The sequence below is a fragment of the Paenibacillus sp. G2S3 genome (assembly GCF_030123105.1).
Classification (GTDB): Bacteria; Bacillota; Bacilli; order Paenibacillales; family Paenibacillaceae; genus Paenibacillus_AQ.
On the sequence record NZ_CP126095.1, the window covers coordinates 3483261 to 3504749 of the forward strand.

Annotated in this window: 17 protein-coding genes and 1 pseudogene; 17 read left to right on the forward strand and 1 reads right to left on the reverse strand. The window is 40.8% G+C overall.

The window, feature by feature from the left end:
• The first annotated feature begins 65 nt into the window (after positions 1 to 65).
• From QNH28_RS15180 to QNH28_RS15220, 9 genes and pseudogenes are all read left to right on the forward strand, one after another.
• Positions 66 to 2726 carry a glycoside hydrolase family 78 protein gene (locus QNH28_RS15180; RefSeq protein ID WP_283907435.1) on the forward strand — a complete coding sequence of 887 codons (2661 nt, stop codon included), beginning with the start codon at positions 66 to 68 and terminating at the stop codon, positions 2724 to 2726.
• 149 nt (positions 2727 to 2875) lie between these two features.
• On the forward strand, positions 2876 to 3541 hold the full coding sequence (locus QNH28_RS15185; protein ID WP_283907436.1) for a Rossmann-fold NAD(P)-binding domain-containing protein: 666 nt from the start codon (positions 2876 to 2878) through the stop codon (positions 3539 to 3541).
• A gap of 242 nt (positions 3542 to 3783) precedes the next feature.
• Positions 3784 to 4056: pseudogene (locus QNH28_RS15190) on the forward strand (NUDIX hydrolase); the annotation flags it as partial.
• 114 nt (positions 4057 to 4170) lie between these two features.
• A complete protein-coding gene (locus QNH28_RS15195; protein ID WP_283907438.1) occupies positions 4171 to 5019 on the forward strand; it encodes a sialate O-acetylesterase in 849 nt (282 codons plus the stop codon).
• A 39-nt stretch (positions 5020 to 5058) separates the two neighbouring features.
• Positions 5059 to 5580, forward strand: coding sequence for a PadR family transcriptional regulator (locus tag QNH28_RS15200; RefSeq protein ID WP_283907439.1), 522 nt, complete (start codon positions 5059 to 5061; stop codon positions 5578 to 5580).
• A 207-nt stretch (positions 5581 to 5787) separates the two neighbouring features.
• Positions 5788 to 6471, forward strand: coding sequence for a MarR family winged helix-turn-helix transcriptional regulator (locus QNH28_RS15205; protein WP_283907440.1), 684 nt, complete (start codon positions 5788 to 5790; stop codon positions 6469 to 6471).
• A 245-nt stretch (positions 6472 to 6716) separates the two neighbouring features.
• Positions 6717 to 8069: an MATE family efflux transporter gene (locus QNH28_RS15210; RefSeq protein ID WP_283907441.1), complete on the forward strand. Its 1353-nt coding sequence runs from the start codon at positions 6717 to 6719 to the stop codon at positions 8067 to 8069.
• 46 nt (positions 8070 to 8115) lie between these two features.
• The gene (locus QNH28_RS15215) at positions 8116 to 8994 is read left to right on the forward strand and encodes a LysR family transcriptional regulator (RefSeq protein ID WP_283907442.1); all 879 of its coding nucleotides are present in this window, start codon (positions 8116 to 8118) and stop codon (positions 8992 to 8994) included.
• A 169-nt stretch (positions 8995 to 9163) separates the two neighbouring features.
• Positions 9164 to 10063: an NAD-dependent epimerase/dehydratase family protein gene (locus QNH28_RS15220; RefSeq protein WP_283907443.1), complete on the forward strand. Its 900-nt coding sequence runs from the start codon at positions 9164 to 9166 to the stop codon at positions 10061 to 10063.
• A 137-nt stretch (positions 10064 to 10200) separates the two neighbouring features.
• Here the strand turns inward: QNH28_RS15220 and QNH28_RS15225 are convergent, their stop codons facing one another.
• Positions 10201 to 11178 (reverse strand): biotin--[acetyl-CoA-carboxylase] ligase, encoded by a 978-nt coding sequence (locus tag QNH28_RS15225; RefSeq protein WP_283907444.1) that lies wholly within the window; start codon positions 11176 to 11178, stop codon positions 10201 to 10203.
• A 247-nt stretch (positions 11179 to 11425) separates the two neighbouring features.
• Between QNH28_RS15225 and QNH28_RS15230 the strand changes: the two genes are divergently transcribed.
• From QNH28_RS15230 to treC, 8 genes are all read left to right on the forward strand, one after another.
• Positions 11426 to 11977, forward strand: coding sequence for a biotin transporter BioY (locus QNH28_RS15230; protein ID WP_283907445.1), 552 nt, complete (start codon positions 11426 to 11428; stop codon positions 11975 to 11977).
• A 99-nt stretch (positions 11978 to 12076) separates the two neighbouring features.
• On the forward strand, positions 12077 to 13246 hold the full coding sequence (locus QNH28_RS15235) for an FAD-dependent oxidoreductase (protein ID WP_283907446.1): 1170 nt from the start codon (positions 12077 to 12079) through the stop codon (positions 13244 to 13246).
• Between the two features lie 131 nt (positions 13247 to 13377).
• Positions 13378 to 14811, forward strand: a complete 1434-nt coding sequence (locus QNH28_RS15240; protein WP_283907447.1) for an AcpB/EbpR/MafR family transcriptional regulator — start codon at positions 13378 to 13380, stop codon at positions 14809 to 14811.
• A gap of 161 nt (positions 14812 to 14972) precedes the next feature.
• On the forward strand, positions 14973 to 15680 hold the full coding sequence (deoD, locus tag QNH28_RS15245; RefSeq protein ID WP_283907448.1) for a purine-nucleoside phosphorylase: 708 nt from the start codon (positions 14973 to 14975) through the stop codon (positions 15678 to 15680).
• Positions 15681 to 15683: 3 nt separating this feature from the next.
• Positions 15684 to 17030 (forward strand): purine/pyrimidine permease, encoded by a 1347-nt coding sequence (locus QNH28_RS15250; protein WP_283907449.1) that lies wholly within the window; start codon positions 15684 to 15686, stop codon positions 17028 to 17030.
• 15 nt (positions 17031 to 17045) lie between these two features.
• Positions 17046 to 18227, forward strand: a complete 1182-nt coding sequence (locus tag QNH28_RS15255) for a NupC/NupG family nucleoside CNT transporter (protein WP_283907450.1) — start codon at positions 17046 to 17048, stop codon at positions 18225 to 18227.
• Positions 18228 to 18247: 20 nt separating this feature from the next.
• Positions 18248 to 19435 carry a phosphopentomutase gene (deoB, locus tag QNH28_RS15260; RefSeq protein WP_283907451.1) on the forward strand — a complete coding sequence of 396 codons (1188 nt, stop codon included), beginning with the start codon at positions 18248 to 18250 and terminating at the stop codon, positions 19433 to 19435.
• Positions 19436 to 19759: 324 nt separating this feature from the next.
• On the forward strand, positions 19760 to 21478 hold the full coding sequence (gene treC / locus QNH28_RS15265) for an alpha,alpha-phosphotrehalase (protein WP_481858318.1): 1719 nt from the start codon (positions 19760 to 19762) through the stop codon (positions 21476 to 21478).
• The last annotated feature ends 11 nt before the right edge of the window (positions 21479 to 21489 follow it).

Below are 21489 nucleotides of genomic sequence, written 5' to 3' on the forward strand. Positions count from 1 at the left end.
TGATCTTGGAATCAAATGATGAATTGTTCCGGTTGTTATCGAATTAGTATAGGAGGCAGATACAAATGTCCAATTTTGAAGTCTCAAATCTTAAAGTAAACTACAGAAAGAATCCGTCGGGGATTGATGATTTACATCCGCGGCTTAGTTGGTGGATAAGCTCAGATATTAGAGGCTTTATCCAGACTGCTTATCAAATTCAAGTTGCTTTTGATCAATCATTCGTCTCAGAAATCATATGGGATTCCGAAAAGATAGCGTCGGATAGCAATGTGCATATTGAATACCAAGGTCCCGCTCTACAATCCCGTACTCGGTATTACTTTAGGGTTCGAGCTTGGGACGATCAAGGGAAGGTAACAGCATGGAGTGAACCTGCTTACTGGGAAACGGCATTGTTATCAGTAGAAGAGTGGCAGGCAAAATGGATATCAGCACCTATGAGTCACCAAAAGAATGGAGCTGATCCTTGCGATTATATTCGTACAGAATTTTTAATCCCTGACAATGTAGTATCAGCACGAATGTATGCAACCTCTCTTGGTCTGTACCGCCTATATATAAATGGAATTCCAGCAGATAACACGCTATTTAACCCCGGTTGGACTAGCTATAACAAACGGCTTCAATATCAGACCTATGACGTGACTTCTTTAATTACTGCGGGTAACAACGCTCTTGGCTGCATTGTGGGAAACGGGTGGTATAAAGGGTATTTAGCTTGGGATGGACACAAAGATTTCTATGGCAAAGATCGTGCTGTGCTTATTCAGCTACATGTCACATTATCCGATGGTTCTGAACAAATCATTGGTTCGGATGAGAACTGGCGTACTTCGGCAGGTCCACTCTTGATGTCGGAATTGTATCATGGCGAAACATATGATGCGAGGCTCGAGGTAGAAGGATGGTCTTCTCCCAGTTTTGAGGATTCAGAGTGGCAAAAGACAGTTCTCAGGAATCATCCAGAAGCTACATTAGTTGCTCAGGAAAACGAGCCGACAAGGATTATAGAAACCATCAAGCCTATTGCTGTCATTACAACACCCAAAGGCGAATCCGTGCTGGATATGGGACAAAATATGGTTGGATGGGTGAATTTTACGGTTCATGCTGAGGCTGGAACGATCGTTACTATAGAACATGCTGAGGTATTGGACCGCGAGGGGAACTTCTACATCGGAAATTTACGATCGGCAAAGCAGACCATTACTTATATATGCCGAGGCGGAGAAACAGAAACGTTCGAGCCTTATTTATCCTTCCAAGGATTCCGTTTTGTAAAAGTGACTGGTATACCAAATGATCAATTATTGGAACAATTCACAGGCTGTGTAATTCATACGGACTTAGAGCTAACGGGCAGCTTCAACTGCTCAGATGAGCTCTTGAATCAGCTTCAGCACAACATATTATGGGGACAAAAGGGCAATTTTCTAGATATTCCGACAGATTGCCCTCAAAGGGATGAGAGATTGGGATGGACGGGGGATGCTCAAGTTTTTATTCGCACAGCTGCCTTCAACATGAATGTCGTTCCGTTCTTTGAAAAGTGGCTAAAGGATTTGGCCGCAGATCAAGAAGAAGATGGAAGAGTTCCGCATGTCATTCCCGATGTGCCAGCAGCAGGTTACGGTTCTGCAGCTTGGGGAGACGCCTCAGTGATTTGTCCTTGGACGCTCTATGAATGTTATGGGGACATTCGTGTACTGAAAACGCAATATCCAAGTATGAAAGCATGGGTCGAGTATATTCGGGCGCAAGGCGAAGACGAATTTCTGTGGAATACGGGATTTCACTTCGGAGATTGGTTAGGTCTTGATGCCAAAGAAAACAGCTATGTCGGAGCAACACCGAAAGAGTTGATCGCCACCGCGTTCTATGCTTATTCTACGGAATTGCTAGCTAAGACGGCAGCCGTCATTGGAAAAACCGGAGATGTCATTAGATACGAAGCATTGCATGAGAAGATTGTTCAGGCATTCCGTCAAGAGTTCGTAACGCCAAATGGGCGGGTGGCCTCACCGACACAAACGGCGTATACACTTGCCCTTATGTTTGATTTATTGGCGGAAAAGGATCGTCATCGGACGGCCAAGATGTTAGCTCAGCACATCGAAGAAAATGGAGTACATTTAACGACTGGCTTTGTAGGAACTCCCTATCTATGTCTGGTCCTTTCTAGATTCGGTTATACGGATTTGGCCTACCAATTGGTCCTGCAGAAAGAGTATCCTTCCTGGTTATATTCTGTAATCCAGGGAGCGACAACGATTTGGGAACATTGGGATGGAATAAAACAGGACGGCTCGTTCTGGAGCGACGATATGAATTCCTATAACCATTATGCTTATGGCGCTATTGGAGATTGGCTCTATCGCACTGCCAGTGGAATTGAATTGTTGGAGCCTGGCTACAAAAAAATACGAATCCAGCCGCAGATCGGGAATCATTTGACGTGGGTTGATGCTTCGCTTGAGTCTGTCCATGGAACGATTAAGGTATCTTGGAAAAAACAGAAAGATGCTTCAGTAGAAATGCAAGTGTTGATTCCTTCCAATACAACGGCTGAGATCATTATTCCAACGATGAATCAGGATAGCATTCTGGAGTCTGGGGCACCATTAGAACAAGTTATAAGTCTTTACAGTGTTGAACAAACGTCAGAAGGTCAAAAACTAATCATTGGATCCGGTAATTATCACTTTAAGTTCCCAACTAGCTAAAACATGCGTATTTAAGAGGTCTAGTTTTGATTATTATTTATGGTTGGAGGCAAGCCTAATAGGCTTGCTTTTTTTAATAAGTTGAAGTCGAGTATAATTACCTTAACGTACAGTAAATTAGATGAATAGGATTGGAGTGAATATACAATTTGAAGGTCATTATATTTGGCGCTACGGGAATGGTAGGTCTAAGTGCACTGAGGGAATGTATATTAGATGATAGAGTTCGAGAAATAGTTACTATAGGTCGTAAACATCCAGAGCAGCAACATATAAAATTAAAATCAATTGAACTTGAGGATGTATCCGATTTACAGCGAATTGAACATGAAATAATTGGGTTTGATACTTGTTTATTCTGTCTCGGGGTATCATCTCAGGGTATGAAAGAAGATGAATATGGACGCATAACGTATGACATCACGCTATCCGTTGCAGAAACATTAGTTAGACTGAATCCCCTGATGACCTTTTTATATGTGTCGGGAAGTGGGACGGATAGTTCTGAGAGAGGTAGGTCCATGTGGGCGAGAGTGAAAGGAAAGACTGAAAATGATCTTTTGCGGCTTCCATTTAAGGCAGCTTATATGTTCCGGCCAGGAATCATTCTTCCCTATAACGGCGTCAAATCCAAAACAAAATTGTACCAACTTTTATACGATGTGCTGAGACCTTTTTACCCCATACTAAGGAAGTTGAAGGGTACCGTTACTTCGGAACAATTAGGGCAAGCGATGATAGAAGTAGTAAGTACTGGTTATCCTAACCCAATCATAGAAAGCAATGAGATCAAAAAAATATCTTTAAAGAATTAGGAATTACGCCATTAAGCCAAGAAAATATATGCATACATAGTCGCCAGTTCGGCGGCTTTTTTTGTTTTAACAATGTGAGTTTTTGTCCTGAGCGGAGGACGAGAAAATTTTAAAACCATTCACATCTCCAGCCGTTAAGCTAACAGCAGTTACCTTCTTAAGCCTGAAGTGGTCATTTACAAACAAAAGAACATATGTTCTAATTATTATACTGGATAACTTTAACATTGGGGGTTCCAAACATGACTCAAAACGGAATTGTATTGGTTGTAAGTGTTTCAATTATACGTGAAGAAAAGGTACTGATGGTAAAAGAAAATAAAACATCTGTTAGGAATAAGTGGAACTTTCCTTCCGGTAGAATCGAGTATGGTGAAGATATTCTACATGCAGCACGTAGAGAAGCAAAAGAAGAAACAGGCTATGATGTAAAACTTTTAGGTACAACAGGCATTTATAATTTTATTAGCAGTTCAAATCATCAGGTTATTTTATTTCATTTTATTGGTGAAATTATTAAATTCTGAAATTAGATCTTTTCAGGTTAAAAAGCGTATTGTTGACAATTAGTCTAATTAGACTAATAATATAGACAGTCTAATTAGACCAGTGAAGAGAGGATGAGAATAATGGTCAAATCATTTTTAATGATTGGACAGTCAAATATGGCTGGACGAGGATTTATACATGAAGTACCCCCAATTTATAACGAGAGAATACAAATGTTGCGTAATGGCAGATGGCAAATGATGGCCGAACCTATTAATTATGACCGCCCAGTTTCAGGAATAAGTCTGGCTGGATCATTTGCAGATGCATGGTGTCGCGAAAATGAAGAAAACTTGATTGGCTTAATTCCTTGTGCTGAAGGTGGAAGTACCCTTGATGAATGGGCTGTTGACGGGGCACTTTTTAAACATGCATTAAATGAATCTAAATTTGCTATGCAGAATAGTAAATTATCGGGGGTTTTATGGCATCAAGGAGAAAGTGATAGTAGCAATGGTAACTATAAAGTCTATTATCAAAAATTACTTTTGATTGTTACGGCGCTTAGAAAAGAGTTAAATGCTCCAAATATTCCATTTATAATTGGTGGACTAGGGGATTTTTTAGGCAAAGAAGGATTTGGGAAACATTGCACTGAATATGAGTTGGTGAATCAAGAGTTACAAAAATTCGCTTTTGAACAAGATGATTGTTACTTTGTTACTGCTACAGGCTTAACTTCTAATCCGGATGGTATTCATATAGATGCAATATCTCAAAGAAAATTTGGGTTACGATATTTTGAAGCCTTTAATAATAAGCAACATGTACTTGAGCCGCTAATGAATGAAAATGAGTTGTTGAGTCTCCATAATGCAAGGGAACTTACTAAAGCGGAAAAAATGTATTTATTGAGTATGGATTTTGCGTTAGGAAAAATATCATTTGAGGAATTTCAAGCTCAGTTCATGCAAATCAACAATGATTAAAATAGTACTACCTAATAGCATTATGATGGAGGCGTTTATTTGATCATATTACTAATTTTAGGATTATTAAAACAAAATCCAGGGGCTTACGGATATGAATTGTTATCCTTAATGGAAGAAAAACATTATAAATATATAGTGAATTTCACCAAAGGGTCCTTTTATTATAATCTTGGGCAATTAGTAGAAAAACAGTATATTGTAAAAGTTGACCAGAGAGATACTACCAGAGAGACGCATAATTATAACATTACTGAATTAGGTGAAAAAGAGTTTGAAAAGTTAATGGCCAAATATGGATCTAAGACAGATTATATAAATCTATCTTTTTATGTAGCAATGCTGTTTGCAGATGACTATAAAAAAGAGGAGCTAACTAAATTAATAGAAATACAAATTAAACAAACTAAAAATAAGATTTCTTTAATACAACTATCTCTTGAGCATGATGAAAATATCACTTCTTATTTTAAAAAAATGTTAGAAAATTCACTTTCCCATCATGTAGTAAATGTTCAATGGTTTGAAGGATTGCTTGAAGATATGAAAAATGAAAACTGATCATAACATAGTTATATAAGCCCGCGCCCTGTGCGGGTTTTTATTTTGTTTGCGAGTTTTTTCAAGCTTCCGAAAACAAAGCAGTGACATACTAACGGTACCTGCAAAAAACATTTTGACATATCTAACAGGTACCGTTATAATAAAAACCAACAGGTACCGTCACAAAGATAAACAGGTACCGTAAAAAAATATGGAGGATCCAATATGGACATGAATACTGAATTATACGAAAAACTTGCGAAACTGCAATGGCTGCTGCAACGACAACACTTAAAAACACACGCTGCCGTGGGCCCTATGGCCGACACATCCCGCGGGCAAGGCAGGATACTGGCGTTTCTCCGGATGAAAGACGGTATCAGCACCAAAGATTTATCCTATATGCTGGACATCCGTGTATCATCCCTCAATGAATTGCTTGCAAAATTGGAGAAAGCCGAATATATCACCCGTAAGCCATCAGAAACAGACAAACGCATCATGTTGATTTACCTAACCCAAAAGGGACAAGAGGAAGAGGGACAAGAGATAGACAGCGTTAACATATTTTCTAGCCTATCTTTAGAAGAGCAGGTTGCTTTCGGGGATTACTTAACACGCGTAATTATGGCTTTAGAAGAAGAGCTTGGAACGGACGGAGAACGTGATGTAATGGCTATGTGGATGGTGGCCGCAAAGGAGCGTATGGGTACAGAGGAATTTGAAAAGCTAATGGCCATGCGTGGACAAATGCAAAAAATGTGGGGGAATTCTAGGGACGAACGCTTTAGCGGAAGGTTCCCTGGCTTTGGCGGAGAAGGGCATGGAGACATGCGCGGATTCGGCTGGCCTTCCAGAGATGGAAGAAATTCGTCACCAGACAAGTCACATGATCCGAACGATAAGTAAGCAGAGTCTTTTCAACAAACAGTAGCAGTGGCGCTGCCTTTCACAAGAGAAAGATGAACGGCAAAGGCGGCGAAATGACGTACTTTCTTGGAAACTGAAGAACTTTCAAATTTCGTACACCAACCCCGTAAAGTAGTTGTTACGGTACGGGGTTGTTTGTTGCTGCGTCATGGTTCATATTCAACCAATAGTTAGAATTCTAAGTAATTTGAAGACCAAATATGATGAAGAAAGTGGTGACCCACATGGATGCAGAAAACCTCCATTACTTTGAAAAAGCACCCATCGCAAAAGCCGTAGCTCACTTCGGTATACCGATGATGTTAGGCATGTCAATGAGTGTCATATATTCCATTTTAAATGCCTACTTCCTTGGCACACTGGGCAATACGGCTATGTTAACCGCACTTGCACTAACCTTGCCGTTATTCGCGATTATTATGGCGCTAGGAAACTTGATTGGTATGGGCAGTGGTACATTCATCTCCCGCTTGCTAGGGGAGAAAAAATATGATGATGTAAAGCATGTATCTTCATTCGCTTTTTACAGCAGTTTAGTTATTGGTCTTATCGTGATGGCTGTTGGTCTCCCGTTAATTGATCCAATTGTTCATGGCCTGGGAGCGACGCCTGACTCCTTCGGATTTACAAAAGACTATGTAACAATTATGCTTATTGGCTCACCATTCGTTGTATTATGCTTCACGCTGGAGAATATCGTGCGCTCAGAAGGTTCTGCAATCACATCTATGATCGGGATGATTCTAAGTGTGGTCGTGAATATTATTCTCGATGCGCTAGTTATCTTCGTCTTCCATTGGGACGTGATTGGCGTTGCAACTGCTACGGTCATCTCTAACTTGGTTGCGAGCGCATTCTACGCCTACCATTTGGGTTATAAAAGTCAATTCTTAACTGTCTCTTTAAAATGGTTCAAAGCTACCAAGGAAATAGTGAGCAATGTATTCAAAATCGGAGTTCCCGTCTTTATTATGAGTATCTTCTTGGGTGCAATGTCACTCGTATTGAACCATTTTCTAGTCGAGTATGGAGATCAAGCCATAGCGGGGTTCGGAATTTCATCCCGTTTATTGCAATTACCTGAGTGTATTCTGATGGGTTTATGCGAGGGTGTCGTGCCGCTCATTGCCTTCTCTTTTACAGCAAATAAATTACGTATGAAGCATACCATCGGATTCACGATCAAAGCGATAATAGCTTTAGCTGTCGTGTTCGGCGTTATCGTCTATCTGATTTCCGACCACTTAATTGGCTTATTTACGAATGACCCGCAATTAATTGAGATGGGCAGCTACATTCTGCATGTAACATTCTTATCCTTATTCATTACAGGAATGACTTCGTTGTTTACCGGGATCTTCCAAGCTACAGCGCAAGGAACTGCCGCGTTTATAATGTCAATTATTCAAGGTGTTACTCTGATTCCTGTGTTGTATATAGCCAATCGAATGAATGGTTTCCATGGTGTGGTCTGGTCGCTCGTCATTTCGGATGCCGTTGCGTTCCTTGTTGGTGCCATCATGCTGTATGTTCTGCGGAACAAGATGCAGTCTGATTTAGATGCTTTAGCACAGTAGAATAAGCGAAATATAAATTTTACAGTATAAAGGTGGAGCCTAGAGTATGGTTGATTTTGAATGGTATAGAAGCTTTTGCACAATATATAAGTATCAATCGATTTCTGAAGCCGCAAAAACCCGCATGATGACGCAGCCAGCCATGAGTCAGCACTTAGCCGCCTTAGAGGCGGAGGTGGGAGAAACTTTATTTATTCGGTCGACTAGAAAAATCACTCCAACAGAGCGGGGAAAGGAGTTATATTCCCAGCTCGCTCCACTTATAGAGTCATTAGAGAATACGACAATGAGCTTTAAATCGGCTTCTTTGCCTACGCTGAGCGTAATCAAGCTGGGAGCGGCGCATGAGTTTTTTAGTGAAAAAATATTGCCATTGCTTCCTGAATTTAATACTTGCACCATTTCGCATTTTGGAACCGCCGAGCAATTGCTAGAGCTCCTGAAGGAAGACAAGCTAGACATCCTCATTGTGTCAAAAAGGTTCCAAACTCCCGGTGTCGAGTATCTGAAACTAATGGATGAAGAGTTTGTTATAGTAGCTCCAAGCGATTATGAAATCCTTGAATTTGATACTCTGAAGCTTGAAGAGCAATGGCTCTCTAAACAGAAATGGATTAGCTATGGCTTAGAATTGCCGATAATAAGAAGAATTTGGAGAGAACATTTTAAGAAACGTCCTGAAATTAGACCTATTCATATCATTCCTAATTTACACATGATCCTGAAGGCAGTTGAGCTCGGGGAGGGCATGAGTGTCATACCTACATACCTCTTGCAAAATTCGTCAAAAGAAGGTAAATCAAAAGTTGTTTTTAAGCATTTAAAAGTAAAAAACGAGTTATATATCGCTTATCAGTTAAAGAATAAGCATTTACCTCTGATTCATGAGATCATATCTGTCCTAAGGGAAAAGAAGATGGATTAGCTAGTATTATTTATAAAAATATTTATTAATAAGTGGTTATTTCATAATTTGTTTTATTTATGTTTTGTAGCTTACAATAAAGAAGCAGCAAAATTAATAAATAATTGAGACTGGCACCATACTTTGTCGAATGGACAAGCATCAACATCATAGATGAGGAGGAAATATTATGAAAGTGTTTATCACAGGAGCTTCAGGTTATATCGGCGGGTCGGTGGCTAAAGGTTTACTTGATGCTGGGCATACTATCTTCGGTCTGGTTCGCAATCCCGATAAGGTGGAAGCATTAAGGGATATTGGGATAGAGCCTATACTCGGCACGTTGGAAGATACGGATACTCTAACGAAATATGCTAAGCTCAGCGACGCAGTAATTCACACAGCCGATTCAGATCATTTGCTAGCAGTTGAAACTTTTATAGCTGCGCTACGTGGAAGTGGAAAACCATTTTTGCATACATCGGGTTCTAGTGTGGTTGGGGATGATGCCCGTGGCGAAACGGCGAGCGAACAAATTTTTGACGAGGAAACACCATTTGTGCCTATGGATATTAGGGAAAACCGCGTAGCGATCAACAACCTAGTACGCAAGGCTGGAATTGAGGACTGGGTGAGAAGCATCGTGATAGTCCCATCTATGATTTATGGTGATGCACTAGCGTTGCCTGTGGAAAGCGATCAATTGCCGCAAATTATTCGCAAGTCGAGAGAGCTGCAGGCAGGTGTTCACGTAGGTAAAGGCGTAAATCGTTGGTCTAATGTCCACATCAAGGATTTGGTACAACTGTATGTATTGGCACTTGAAAAAGCACCTTCTGCATCGTATTTTTTTGCCGAAAATGGAGAGGAATCTTATGGAGACATCGCCAAATCTGTCAGCGAGGCATTAGGCTTTGGAGGCAAGACCATAAGCTGGCCAGCAGATGAAGCGATAGCAGAACTTGGAGACTGGGCGCGCTTTGCTATCGCCTCGAACAGTCGTGTGCGTGCCACCCATGCTAGAAATCTACTCGGTTGGGCTCCGAAGGAAGAGTCACTGATTAGCTGGATAAAAAATAATTTGCAATAATAAACCACTGAGAAATGATTCTTCAATGCTTAAATTTGACGATTCCCACGAGTAACATATACGCAAAAGAAGCCACCTACAAGGTGGCTTCTTTTGCGAAAACGTCATAAGCTAACCTATCTTAAAAAGAACAATAGCTAAATTTTAACGCTGACTTCTCCATTTGAAAGATATTCCTCTTCACCATTCTCATATCTGACTTTCAGATGGCAATCGTTATCGATATCAATGGCTGTTGCCTTAAGTTGTTCATTATTCTTTATCACTGTCACGGGTTTGCCAAGTGAAATTAACCGTTTTCTATATTCGGAAAGAAACAATCTGTCCGTTAATTGCTCATAATATCCCATGAAATTGTTCAGTACTTCTGCTACCAGTCGGTTGCGGAGATCACCATAAGAATTGTTTTCAGAAATTACAGTTGTTGCAATCTCGGTAAGGTCGTTAGGAAAGCCGTCGGACGGTAGCGCTACATTGATACCAATGCCAAGAACGGCATAATCAAGCCAGCCGTTTTCCAGTGACACAGATGCTTCGGTAAGGATCCCGCACACCTTTTTACCTTCCATAAAAACGTCATTCACCCATTTAATCTGCGTTTCTTTACCGGATATGCTTTCGATCGAAAGGGCAACAGCGACGGCGGCACAAGTGGTCAGCAGAGCGGAATCTGTTGCTGACAGCTTGGGACGCAGCAGGATGCTCATATAGATTCCCGTTCCCGGTGGAGAAAAGAATTTTCGGCCCATTCTACCGCGGCCTGCTGTCTGTTCTTCGGAAAGGATTACCTTACCCTCAGCTTCTCCATTTGAAGCAAGGCTTTTTACGGCTTCATTCGTTGAAGATAGTGTCTTAAAGACTTCTACACGTAGCTTTTGCCCCTGTGTATCCAAGTACTTTGAAATGGCACTGGCTGATAAGATATCTGTTTGAGGTGACATGGAATATCCCTTATTGGTTACAGCTTGTATGGAATAACCGTCTGTCTGTAGCGATTTTATGGCTTTCCAGACAGCGCTGCGCGTCACGGATAACTGAACGGCTATTTCCTCGCCGGAAAAATATTCACCCTTATTACTATCGAGCAAGGCAAGAATATGTTCTTTTACTGTCATGAACTTAAACCTCCAAAAGTATAACTCTCCGACCAAAACCCATTGGATATATTAATATCCAACGATTACGACTGAATACTCTAATTCTATATAACAATTGGAAAAACTCAAGCTTGGTATTTTGTTCTATTGTAAACTATAAATTAATTCATGGTTTACAATCAAGGATATCTCCATTATAATTCAGCTTACTGGACGCATTTACTAACCAGAATACAATCATTTATATCCAATGGAGGTCAATTTTTTGAAGACAAAAGAACTTATTTATGCTGCATTATTCGCAGCACTTATCGCAGTGCTGGGCATGATTCCACCCATCCCCCTCGGCTTCATCCCCGTTCCGATCACTGCACAGACGCTTGGCGTCATGTTAGCTGGATGTTTTCTAGGGAAACGGATGGGTGCCCTCAGTCTAGTCATTTTTATCATTCTGGTAGCCATCGGACTGCCTGTACTGACTGGTGGTCGCGGCGGAATCGCGGTGCTCATTGGTCCTTCTGCTGGATACATATTTAGCTTCCCTATCGCGGCCGGCCTTATCGGCTGGTATTCTGAAAAAATCTGGCCGAAGGTCCGAACTTGGAAGCTGATAGTGATTAACCTAATCTTTGGTGTATTGCTGGTGAGTCTGATTGGTGCCCCTATCATGGCATTGATAACAAATACGTCGATATGGGCCGGACTTGTCGGAGCGTTGGCCTTTCTTCCGGGAGACATTATCAAAGCCGTTATTGCAGCCGTTATAGCGATGCAGCTTAAAGCAATCAGCCCGATTGAAGAAAAAGCGCAGATGTGATGAAACCTTTGCACCATGCTCGTTTAAATTCAGTTTAATTAGCCGCACTACTATATCTGTGTAAGGAACAGACAACATACATGGATATAGGAGATGGTTATGGTGACAGCAAATAAAACGAAAAAACGAATTGCTATTATCGGCGGAGGTCCAGGTGGACTTACTTTAGCTTTAATTTTGCAAAGACATGGCATTGCAGTAACGATTTATGAACGAGAATTAAAGGATGCCAACGCCCAGCGCGGAGGATCACTCGACATTCATGAGGATTCCGGCCAGATAGCTCTGAAGGAAGCAGGATTGCTTGAGCAATTCCAGGCGATTGCGCGCTACGAAGGAGAAGATTTTCGCCTGTTTGATAAAAGCGGCAAGATCTATATGGACGAAAGAGCAGAGGAGGGAGAACAAGGTGGCCGTCCGGAGATCGATCGTGGAACGTTAAGCGACCTGCTGCTGAATGCGTTGCAGCCTGATACGATTCGCTACGGTTACAAGCTGACGGAGGCAGTGGCTCTGGAAGGCGGCCAGCATGAGCTTCATTTTGACAACTGCGTGAAGGAGACAGTGGATCTAGTAATTGGTGCTGATGGAGCTTTCTCTAAACTGCGCCCGCTGTTAACGGATGCCAAGGTTTCTTATTCCGGGTTAACAATGATAGAGCTGCAAGTGGATTCCAAGGTACATCCTGATCAGGCATCCTTTAACGCGAGGGGCAAGGTGTTTGGGCTGGGCGATCATAAAGGTATACTTGCACAGCTAAACGGGGACGGTAAGATCAAAGTCGCCTTAACCTTCACGGCCGAGCAAAACTGGATGGATACATGCGGTATCCCTTTTGATCAACCAAAGGAAGCGAAAGAGCAGCTGCTCGCGTATTTCGAAGATTGGGCGGAGCCGCTTCAGAACTATATCCGAAAGTCAGAGGATAATATTCTGCTAAGACGGATCTATACGCTGCCGGTCGGGCTTAAGTGGGATCATAAGCCGGGAATTACGCTCATTGGTGACGCTGCACATCTAATGTCACCGTTTGCAGGTGAAGGTGTCAACTTGGCGATGCACGATGCAGCGGAGCTTGCGCTTGCCATCACCGGTCATGAAGACTTTGATAAAGCCATTCAAGCTTATGAGGAGAAAATGTATGAGTATTCTTCGTCGTCTGCGAAGGTTTCAGATGATAACCTGAAGCTGATGTTCTCAGACAATGCCGCAATGAAGCTTAAAGCTTCGTTTGATGAGCTATTTGCACAGTTTGCTCAACAAGAATAATTTCATTAATCATTTTTTTGAAACTCGGGTAAATGAAACCCGAGTTTTTTTATTGAAAAATAATATGGTTAAGGATGTGAATTTGTTTATACTATAAAAATTAAAATGAAATTGAAATAGGGTGGATAACAATGGACAAGGGATTTAATTTAGCTAGCCAACTATTAACGCTGCTTGATACGGAACAAAGATGGTTTACCTTAGCCGAAGTGGAAAAAAGTTTAGGGATCTCAGATAAGACAATACGGAAGATGGTGGAGGAAATCAGCAAGCAACTACCCTCTACTGTAACCATTGAAGTTTCTAGAGGTAAGGGAATCGTTCTTCTACGTGATGGGCAAAGTACGATAAGTGAAGTGATTTCTTCTATGTTCAGACAAACCATTTTTTATCAGCTGATGAATTTATTGTTTACGAATGCTGGTCGAATGTCTGTGGAGGAGCTTTCTGAAGCCATGTTTATGAGTACCTCGTCTTTGAAGAAGCTGATTGTGGAATTAAATAATAATGATCTAAAAGCGTATAAGTTACGCATTAGTTACTCTACACCTGTGATCAAAGGGAATGAAATGAATATACGATATTTTTATTGGAATTTATATTGTGATGCGTATGAGTTTACAGGATGGCCCTTTGCGAATGTCGATTTTGCTTATATCAATCAGTTGATCACAAATATAGAGAATGAGAATAACATTGTATATTTTATCAATTCCAAAAGGAGATTATCCTTTTTGTTGGCCATTGTTATAGAAAGAGTTGCTAAAGGGAAATGTGTAAAAATCGACGAAAATGCTTACCACTGGGAAAAGGGGATGTTTTATACACCATTGATAGGCATTGCAGAGCGTCTTGAAGAAAAGCTGTTCATTGAATTTCCAAAAAGTGAAATATTCTTTATGCAAGCAATGGTTAGTCTCAGCCAATATCATTATTATGAAGGGTCAGAGATCACTCCGATTAAAGAAGTCGAATTACATAAAGATAAAGAAGAATATCAAATGGGAAATCTGCTTCTAATGTTGTTGGCAAAGGTATACCCGAACTTGGATATGCATGCACGATTTACCTTGGAGATTTACGGGTTCTTTGACAAGCTATTAATCGAAAATGCCATTCCGGAATGGATGATGATCTCAAAAAGTCATTTAACAACATATGTAGAGCAGGAGTGCCAGCAGATTTATCAAGAAATGCAAACCTGTATGCAAACGTGGAATAAAACTTACCATTCCGTTCTCTTCAATAATTTCCATTTAACAAAGCTAACCTTAATTGTTCGTTCGAGTTTACGTTATAAGAGTAAGAGGGCTTTCTTAGTGATCGGGGAGGAATTTTCAATTCGTCATTACATAGCAGATTTAATAAAGAAGGAAATAGGGGATCAGTTGATCCTTAATACCTCCATTATGAAAGGGCTAACCGACGAGATCATGCAGCAAAATAATATTGATCTTGTCATTAGTAATATCCCGGTTGCACTAAAGACAGTGCCGGTTGTTATTATTTCTACAATCCCATCTAAAAGAGATTTGGACAACATTCGTAAAGAATTGCTTTTATAATTTGACCAATTATTTTCCGTAAGCTACGTAAGTTTTTGGTCTAGTTTGTAATGTTAAAAAACCTTATGCTCAATCTAGTTTCGAAACTGATTTTACTTGAGGGCAATTGGAAAGCGATTTCGGTAAACCTCAGTTTACTATTAAAAGTTGGAGGAAGAACTATGAGTAGGCATTTAGGTGCAAATAAGGGAGAAATAGCAGAGCGCGTTTTGCTCCCAGGAGATCCATTACGTGCAAAATTTGTAGCAGAACACTTTTTAGAGGAGGCTAATTGTTATAACGAAGTAAGAGGGATGTATGGATACACTGGATTATACAAGGGTGTACCCGTGTCGGTTCAAGGGACAGGGATGGGAAATCCATCGATGAGTATTTATGCAACAGAATTGATCGTCGATTATGAAGTTAAGAAATTGATTCGCATTGGTACATGTGGAGCGATGCAGGAAGAAATCAATATCCGCGATATTATATTAGCCCAAGCAGTGTCTTCAGACAGTAATATGACGGAGAAGATCTTTCATGGCTGTAATTTTGCACCTACAGCAGACTTCTCATTGTTAATGAAAGCGTATCAACAAGCACAAGCTAAAAATGCAAAAGTGTTTGTTGGTAACATCTATAATTCTGATGAATTCTACCGTGAAAATTTAGATCGACTTCACAAGTTTATGGATTTTGGTGTATTAGCAGTGGAAATGGAAAGCACAGCCCTATACACTTTAGCCGCTAAATATGGTGTAAAAGCGTTATCGATTTTGACAGTCGGCAGTCAATTGCTAAGACAGGAGCACCTGACTCATAAAGAAAGTGAACAATCCTTTTATGAAATGGTCGAAATAGCTCTTAACACAGTCATTGATGGCTGATTTATGGATAAGAGCAGTGTTGTTAGAAAAGAGAGTGAGAAAGAAATGAAGGTCATACTGTCAGGATTGCAGTGGATGATTTTTATGATCGCTGGTGCAATTGCTGCACCCATTGCTATCGCAGATTTATATAACTTAACACCCATAGAGACTTCCGGGCTTATCCAGAGCACAATGATTACTTTAGGGATAGCTGGTTTTTTACAAGGCCTGATGGGTCATAAATTCCCTATTCATGAAGGTCCGGCAGGGTTATGGTGGAGCATTTTTACGATTTACGCAAGTTTAGTGGGGGGACTTTATTCCTCTAACAATGGTGCTTTACAAGCTTTAAGTGGGGCAATGATCATTAGCGGTGTGTTATTTATCCTAATTTCAGCATTTAAGCTAATGGATAAAATCGCTCGTCTATTTACTCCCACCATCACTTTTATTTATTTACTTTTATTGATCTTTCAATTAAGTGGATCTTTTATGAAAGGGATGATGGGGATCACCATAGCCCACACCACCTTAGATGTTAAAGTATTTATCCTTAGTGTCATTGTGGTTTGCATTACCTTTTGGTTAGGGAACAGTCGCTTTGTAGTACTCAGCCAGTTTTCAATCATTTTCAGTATATTGATAGGCTGCCTATTATTTATTATCTGCGGTAATATACCTGTGTTTTCACATGCGGATACTCTATTTAAGCTACCGAAAATATTCCCATTTGGCAGACCTCAATTCGATGCCGGGACAATCACTACTGCATTTTTATTAACGCTGTTATTAATAACTAATGCAGTTGCGTCGATCCGTTTGATGGAGACCGTTATGAAACAAAAGCAAGTGGATCATCGTCGTTATTTGCGCGCCGGGTTTACTTCAGGAATTACGCATCTTATTAGTGGCGGTTTAGGAGCGGTCGGCTCTGTCCCTATCTCGGGAGCGGCGGGATATGTTGAACAAACAGGGATGAAGGAGCGTAGATCATTTTTAATTGGATGTTGCTTTGTGATCTCAATATCCTTATTTCCGCCAATGATGAATGTTATATCTGCGATTCCAGCACCCATAGGCTATTCCGTTACCTTCGTCATTTTTGTGAAGATGGTCGGACTAGCGCTAAAGGAATTGAAGAAGGTCATTCACGAAGATCGAACATTTATCGTTAGTGGAATTTCCCTTTTAGTGGGTGTGGGTTTAATGTTTATCCCTTCATCAGCTACGGCCCATTTATCTCCGATTGTGATAGCCATTTTAAATAATGGATTAATATGCGGAAGTCTGTTAGCGATTATTTTGGAACAAGGGTTAATGTGGAAAGATGCATTTCGATATAAGGATTCCAAGAAAATTAACCGATAATTTGGAGGGCTAAAAATGCATTATCTAATTTCTATTGCTGGTTTGGTTATTGTTCTATTGCTGGCATGGCTAGGAAGTAACAATAAGAAAAAGATTAAATATCGACCAATCATTGTAATGATTGCTATTCAGATCGGTTTGGGATTAATTATACTAAAAACAAGTATAGGTGAATTCTTAATTAAAGGGTTTGCCGATAGTTTTGCAAAATTGCTTGGATACGCCAATGAAGGGACTGACTTTGTTTTTGGTGGGATTGCAAATGAAGGGGCCCATACATTTTTCCTTTATGTTTTGATGCCAATTGTTTTTATGTCGGCATTAATAGGGATATTGCAGCATTACAAAATTCTCCCGTTCATTATCAAGTATATTGGTTTGGTACTAAGTAAAATAAATGGAATGGGCAAATTGGAATCTTATAATGCAGTTGCAGCTGCAATTGTAGGACAAAATGAAGTGTTTATATCGGTGAAAAACCAGCTTGGATTATTGCCAAAACATCGCTTATATACATTATGTGCGTCAGCAATGTCCACGGTATCCATGTCAATTGTTGGTTCATATATGACGATGCTAGAACCACGGTATGTAGTGGCAGCGTTAATATTAAACCTATTCGGTGGATTCATCATTTCATCCATCATTAATCCGTATGAAGTTACACCTGAAGAAGATATTGTTGAAGTTCAGGTAGAGGAAAAACAAACGTTTTTTGAAATGCTAGGCGAATATATTATGGATGGCTTTAAAGTAGCCATAGTAGTTGGGGTAATGTTGGTTGGTTTCGTTGGGATCATCGCTTTAATTAACGGGCTCTTCAGCGGAGTATTCGGTATCTCGTTTCAAGGAATTTTAGGGTATGTCTTTGCACCCATTGCCTTTCTTATCGGTGTACCATGGCATGAAGCTGTTGATGCAGGCAGTATCATGGCGACAAAGCTTGTTGCGAATGAATTCGTTGCTATGCTTGACTTTGTTAAGATGCAAGACGGTTTAAGTGGGCGTACTACAGCCATTGTCTCGGTTTTTCTAATCTCATTTGCTAACTTTGGGTCCATTGGTACGATTGTGGGTGCAGTGAAAGGCTTGAATGAAAAACAAGGAAATATTGTCGCTCGATTTGGATTAAAGCTGTTATTTGGTGCCACACTTGTAAGCGTTTTATCTGCTTTGATTATCGGTATCATATTTTAGTTAAACTAAGGAGTATCAACATGAAACTAACACCTCGGTTTAAGCGGGTTTTCGTCATTGTTATGGATTCTGTAGGCATTGGTGAAGCTCCAGATGCTGAAAAGTTTGGAGATGCAGGATCACATACCTTACGGCATATTGCGGAAAATATGAATGGGCTGCATGTTCCTGTTTTATCCAAGTTAGGGTTAAGCCATATTGACCAAATACCCGGAGTACCCAAAGTAGAAGGGCCTTTAGCATATTGGACCAAAATGCAAGAGGCTTCGAACGGGAAGGACACGATGACAGGACATTGGGAAATCATGGGCCTACGAATTGATGTTCCTTTCAAGGTGTTCCCTGAAGGATTTCCGTATGAATTAATTAACGAATTAGAAGAAAAAACGGGACGAAAGATAATTGGGAATAAGCCCGCTAGTGGTACAGATATTCTCGATGAGCTTGGACAAGAGCATATGAACACTGGTGCACTCATTGTCTATACTTCAGCTGACTCTGTGATTCAGATTGCGGCTCATGAAGAGGTTGTTCCTTTGGAAGAGCTATATCAAATCTGTGAGATTGCCAGAGAGATTACTTTGCGTGAGGAATACATGCTAGGCAGAGTGATTGCAAGACCATTCCTCGGACAGTCCGGGGATTTCAAGAGAACAGCGAATCGTCATGATTATGCCTTGAAGCCTTATGAAAGAACCGTGATGAATGAGCTCAAGGATGCTGGGTTTGATGTACTAGCGATTGGCAAAATCTCAGATATATATGATGGAGAAGGTGTCACCAAATCATTGCGTACAGTGTCTAACATGGATGGTATGGATAAACTCATGGAGACCATTCATACTGATTTTACAGGACTTAGTTTCTTGAATCTTGTTGATTTTGATGCACTTTATGGACATCGTAGAGATCCAATTGGGTATGGGAAAGCGCTAGAAGAATTTGACGATCGATTACCTGAAGTTCTTGCGGAGATAAGTGAAGAGGATTTACTTATAATTACGGCAGACCATGGCAACGATCCCATTCATGCAGGTACAGATCATACCCGTGAATATGTTCCTTTACTCATCTACAGTAAGAGTTTCAATCGACAAAGTGAGCTACCTGTATGTAAGACATTTTCGGATATTGGAGCAACAATTGCAGATAACTTTGGTGTAACCATGCCACAATTTGGACAGAGTCTCTTACAGGGGCTTAAATAAACTTTATTAAAAATAGTAACAGGATACCTAACTTGTATTGAGTAAAAAGGTATCCTGTTCGTCCTTTTAACTACACATCTTCGTAAATAAGAAGCCGCCAAGAGAGCGGCTTTTTTTGTTGTGATTATGGAATGAATATTAAGGTAAGAAAAACCAAATGTTAAACGCTGAAGTAATAATCTATAGTCAAATGGGTTAATAAAAGAAGAAACTTCAGTTGTTGTGATAAGCAAAAGTATTGACAACCTGTATATACAGGTTTAAACTGTGTGAAGTGTTTGAACTTGTATATACAGGTTTAATATTTGACATAAAGTAATTCTTTTGGAGGTGTTCAACTTGAGTCAGTCCCAGTATTCGGAATGGTGGCGCCGGTCCACGGTGTATCAGGTGTATCCGAAGAGCTTTAAGGACACTACAGGCAACGGAACAGGAGATATTAAAGGACTTATTGAAAAAGTGGATTATTTACAGAACCTTGGAATCGATATTGTCTGGTTACAGCCGGTTTATGTCTCGCCACAACATGATAACGGTTACGATGTTGCGGATTATGAAAATATCAACCCGGATTTTGGTACGATGGAGGATTTTGACGAGCTAATACAGGAACTGCACAGACGCGAAATGAAGCTAATGATCGATATCGTGGTTAACCATACTTCAACAGAACATGAGTGGTTCAAACAGTCCCTTTCAAGCAGGAACAATCCCTACCGTGATTACTATATCTGGAAGGACCCGGCTCCGGACGGCGGCTTACCCAACAATTGGCAGTCGAAGTTCGGGGGTCCTGCCTGGCAGTTTGATGAAGCTTCGGGACAATATTATCTTACTCTCTTCGATAAAACCCAGGCCGATCTGAATTGGGAGAACGAGAAGGTACGTAGAGCAGTGAATAATATGATGCTATTCTGGGCTAATAAGGGTGTCGACGGCTTCCGCATGGATGTAATTAATTTAATCTCCAAGGATCAGCGCTTCCCTAACGATGACGGGAGTGTTCCACCGGGGGATGGACGCAAGTTCTATACTGACGGTCCACGGGTCCATGAATACATCAAAGCGATGTACGAAGAGGTATTTGGTCCGTATGAGATGGTGACGGTCGGAGAGATGTCCTCAACTACACTGGAGCATTGCATCCGGTACTCGAGTCCTAAAGAACGGGAATTTTCCATGACTTTCAATTTTCATCACTTAAAAGTCGATTATCCGAATGGACAGAAGTGGGAGCTAATGCCCTATGATTTTGAGGCGATGAAAAGCTTGTTCACAGAGTGGCAGACGGAAATGCAGAAAGGTCGGGGCTGGAACGCATTATTTTTTAACAATCACGATCAACCGCGTGCCCTCTCCAGATTTACGGATGATAAGGTCTACCGTGTAGAAAGTGCCAAGCTGCTTGCAACAACTCTGCATGGCCTTCAGGGAACACCTTATGTGTATCAGGGGGAAGAAATCGGGATGCCAAATCCGGTATGGAAGAGCATCGATGAGTTCCGTGACATTGAGTCACTGAATATGTACCGTATATTGTGTGAACAGGGGAAAAGTCCTGAGACTGCCCTGAGTATTCTTCAGGAACGTTCACGGGACAATTCCCGTACGCCGATGCAGTGGGATGACAGCCGAAATGCCGGATTTACCACAGGTACTCCATGGCTGAAAGTTGATGAGCGGTATTCGGACATCAATGTGAAGAAGGAGCTAGCAAATCCTGATTCCATCTTCCATCATTACCGCAAGCTGATTACATTACGCAAGGAGTATGGGATTTTCATAGAAGGTGTATTCAAGAGACTCGACGAAGGGCATCCTGAAGTGTTCGCTTATGCTAGAACAAGCGATGGAGAAGCGCTTGTAGTGGTCTCGAACTTCAGGAGTAAAGAGATTACCTTCCGCTTTGAAGATAGTCACTGGACAGAGTTATCATCAAGTGGTAAAGACGAGCTTCTGATTGGGAATACAACAGAAACACCTGCATTAACACAAGAGCTTCAGCTTAGTCCTTATGCTTCCTACATGTGGTTAATCCGCTAACGAAGTGTACT

Excerpts from the sequence above, each read along its gene's own strand:
- QNH28_RS15180 (WP_283907435.1), top strand. The coding sequence starts at position 66 with ATGTCCAATTTTGAAGTCTCAAATCTTAAAGTAAACTACAGAAAGAAT.
- QNH28_RS15195 (WP_283907438.1), top strand. The coding sequence starts at position 4,171 with ATGGTCAAATCATTTTTAATGATTGGACAGTCAAATATGGCTGGACGA.
- QNH28_RS15205 (WP_283907440.1), top strand. The coding sequence starts at position 5,788 with ATGGACATGAATACTGAATTATACGAAAAACTTGCGAAACTGCAATGG.
- QNH28_RS15210 (WP_283907441.1), top strand. The coding sequence starts at position 6,717 with ATGGATGCAGAAAACCTCCATTACTTTGAAAAAGCACCCATCGCAAAA.
- QNH28_RS15215 (WP_283907442.1), top strand. The coding sequence starts at position 8,116 with ATGGTTGATTTTGAATGGTATAGAAGCTTTTGCACAATATATAAGTAT.
- QNH28_RS15220 (WP_283907443.1), top strand. The coding sequence starts at position 9,164 with ATGAAAGTGTTTATCACAGGAGCTTCAGGTTATATCGGCGGGTCGGTG.
- QNH28_RS15225 (WP_283907444.1), bottom strand. The coding sequence starts at position 11,178 with ATGACAGTAAAAGAACATATTCTTGCCTTGCTCGATAGTAATAAGGGT.
- QNH28_RS15235 (WP_283907446.1), top strand. The coding sequence starts at position 12,077 with ATGGTGACAGCAAATAAAACGAAAAAACGAATTGCTATTATCGGCGGA.
- QNH28_RS15240 (WP_283907447.1), top strand. The coding sequence starts at position 13,378 with ATGGACAAGGGATTTAATTTAGCTAGCCAACTATTAACGCTGCTTGAT.
- deoD (WP_283907448.1), top strand. The coding sequence starts at position 14,973 with ATGAGTAGGCATTTAGGTGCAAATAAGGGAGAAATAGCAGAGCGCGTT.
- QNH28_RS15250 (WP_283907449.1), top strand. The coding sequence starts at position 15,684 with ATGGATAAGAGCAGTGTTGTTAGAAAAGAGAGTGAGAAAGAAATGAAG.
- QNH28_RS15255 (WP_283907450.1), top strand. The coding sequence starts at position 17,046 with ATGCATTATCTAATTTCTATTGCTGGTTTGGTTATTGTTCTATTGCTG.
- deoB (WP_283907451.1), top strand. The coding sequence starts at position 18,248 with ATGAAACTAACACCTCGGTTTAAGCGGGTTTTCGTCATTGTTATGGAT.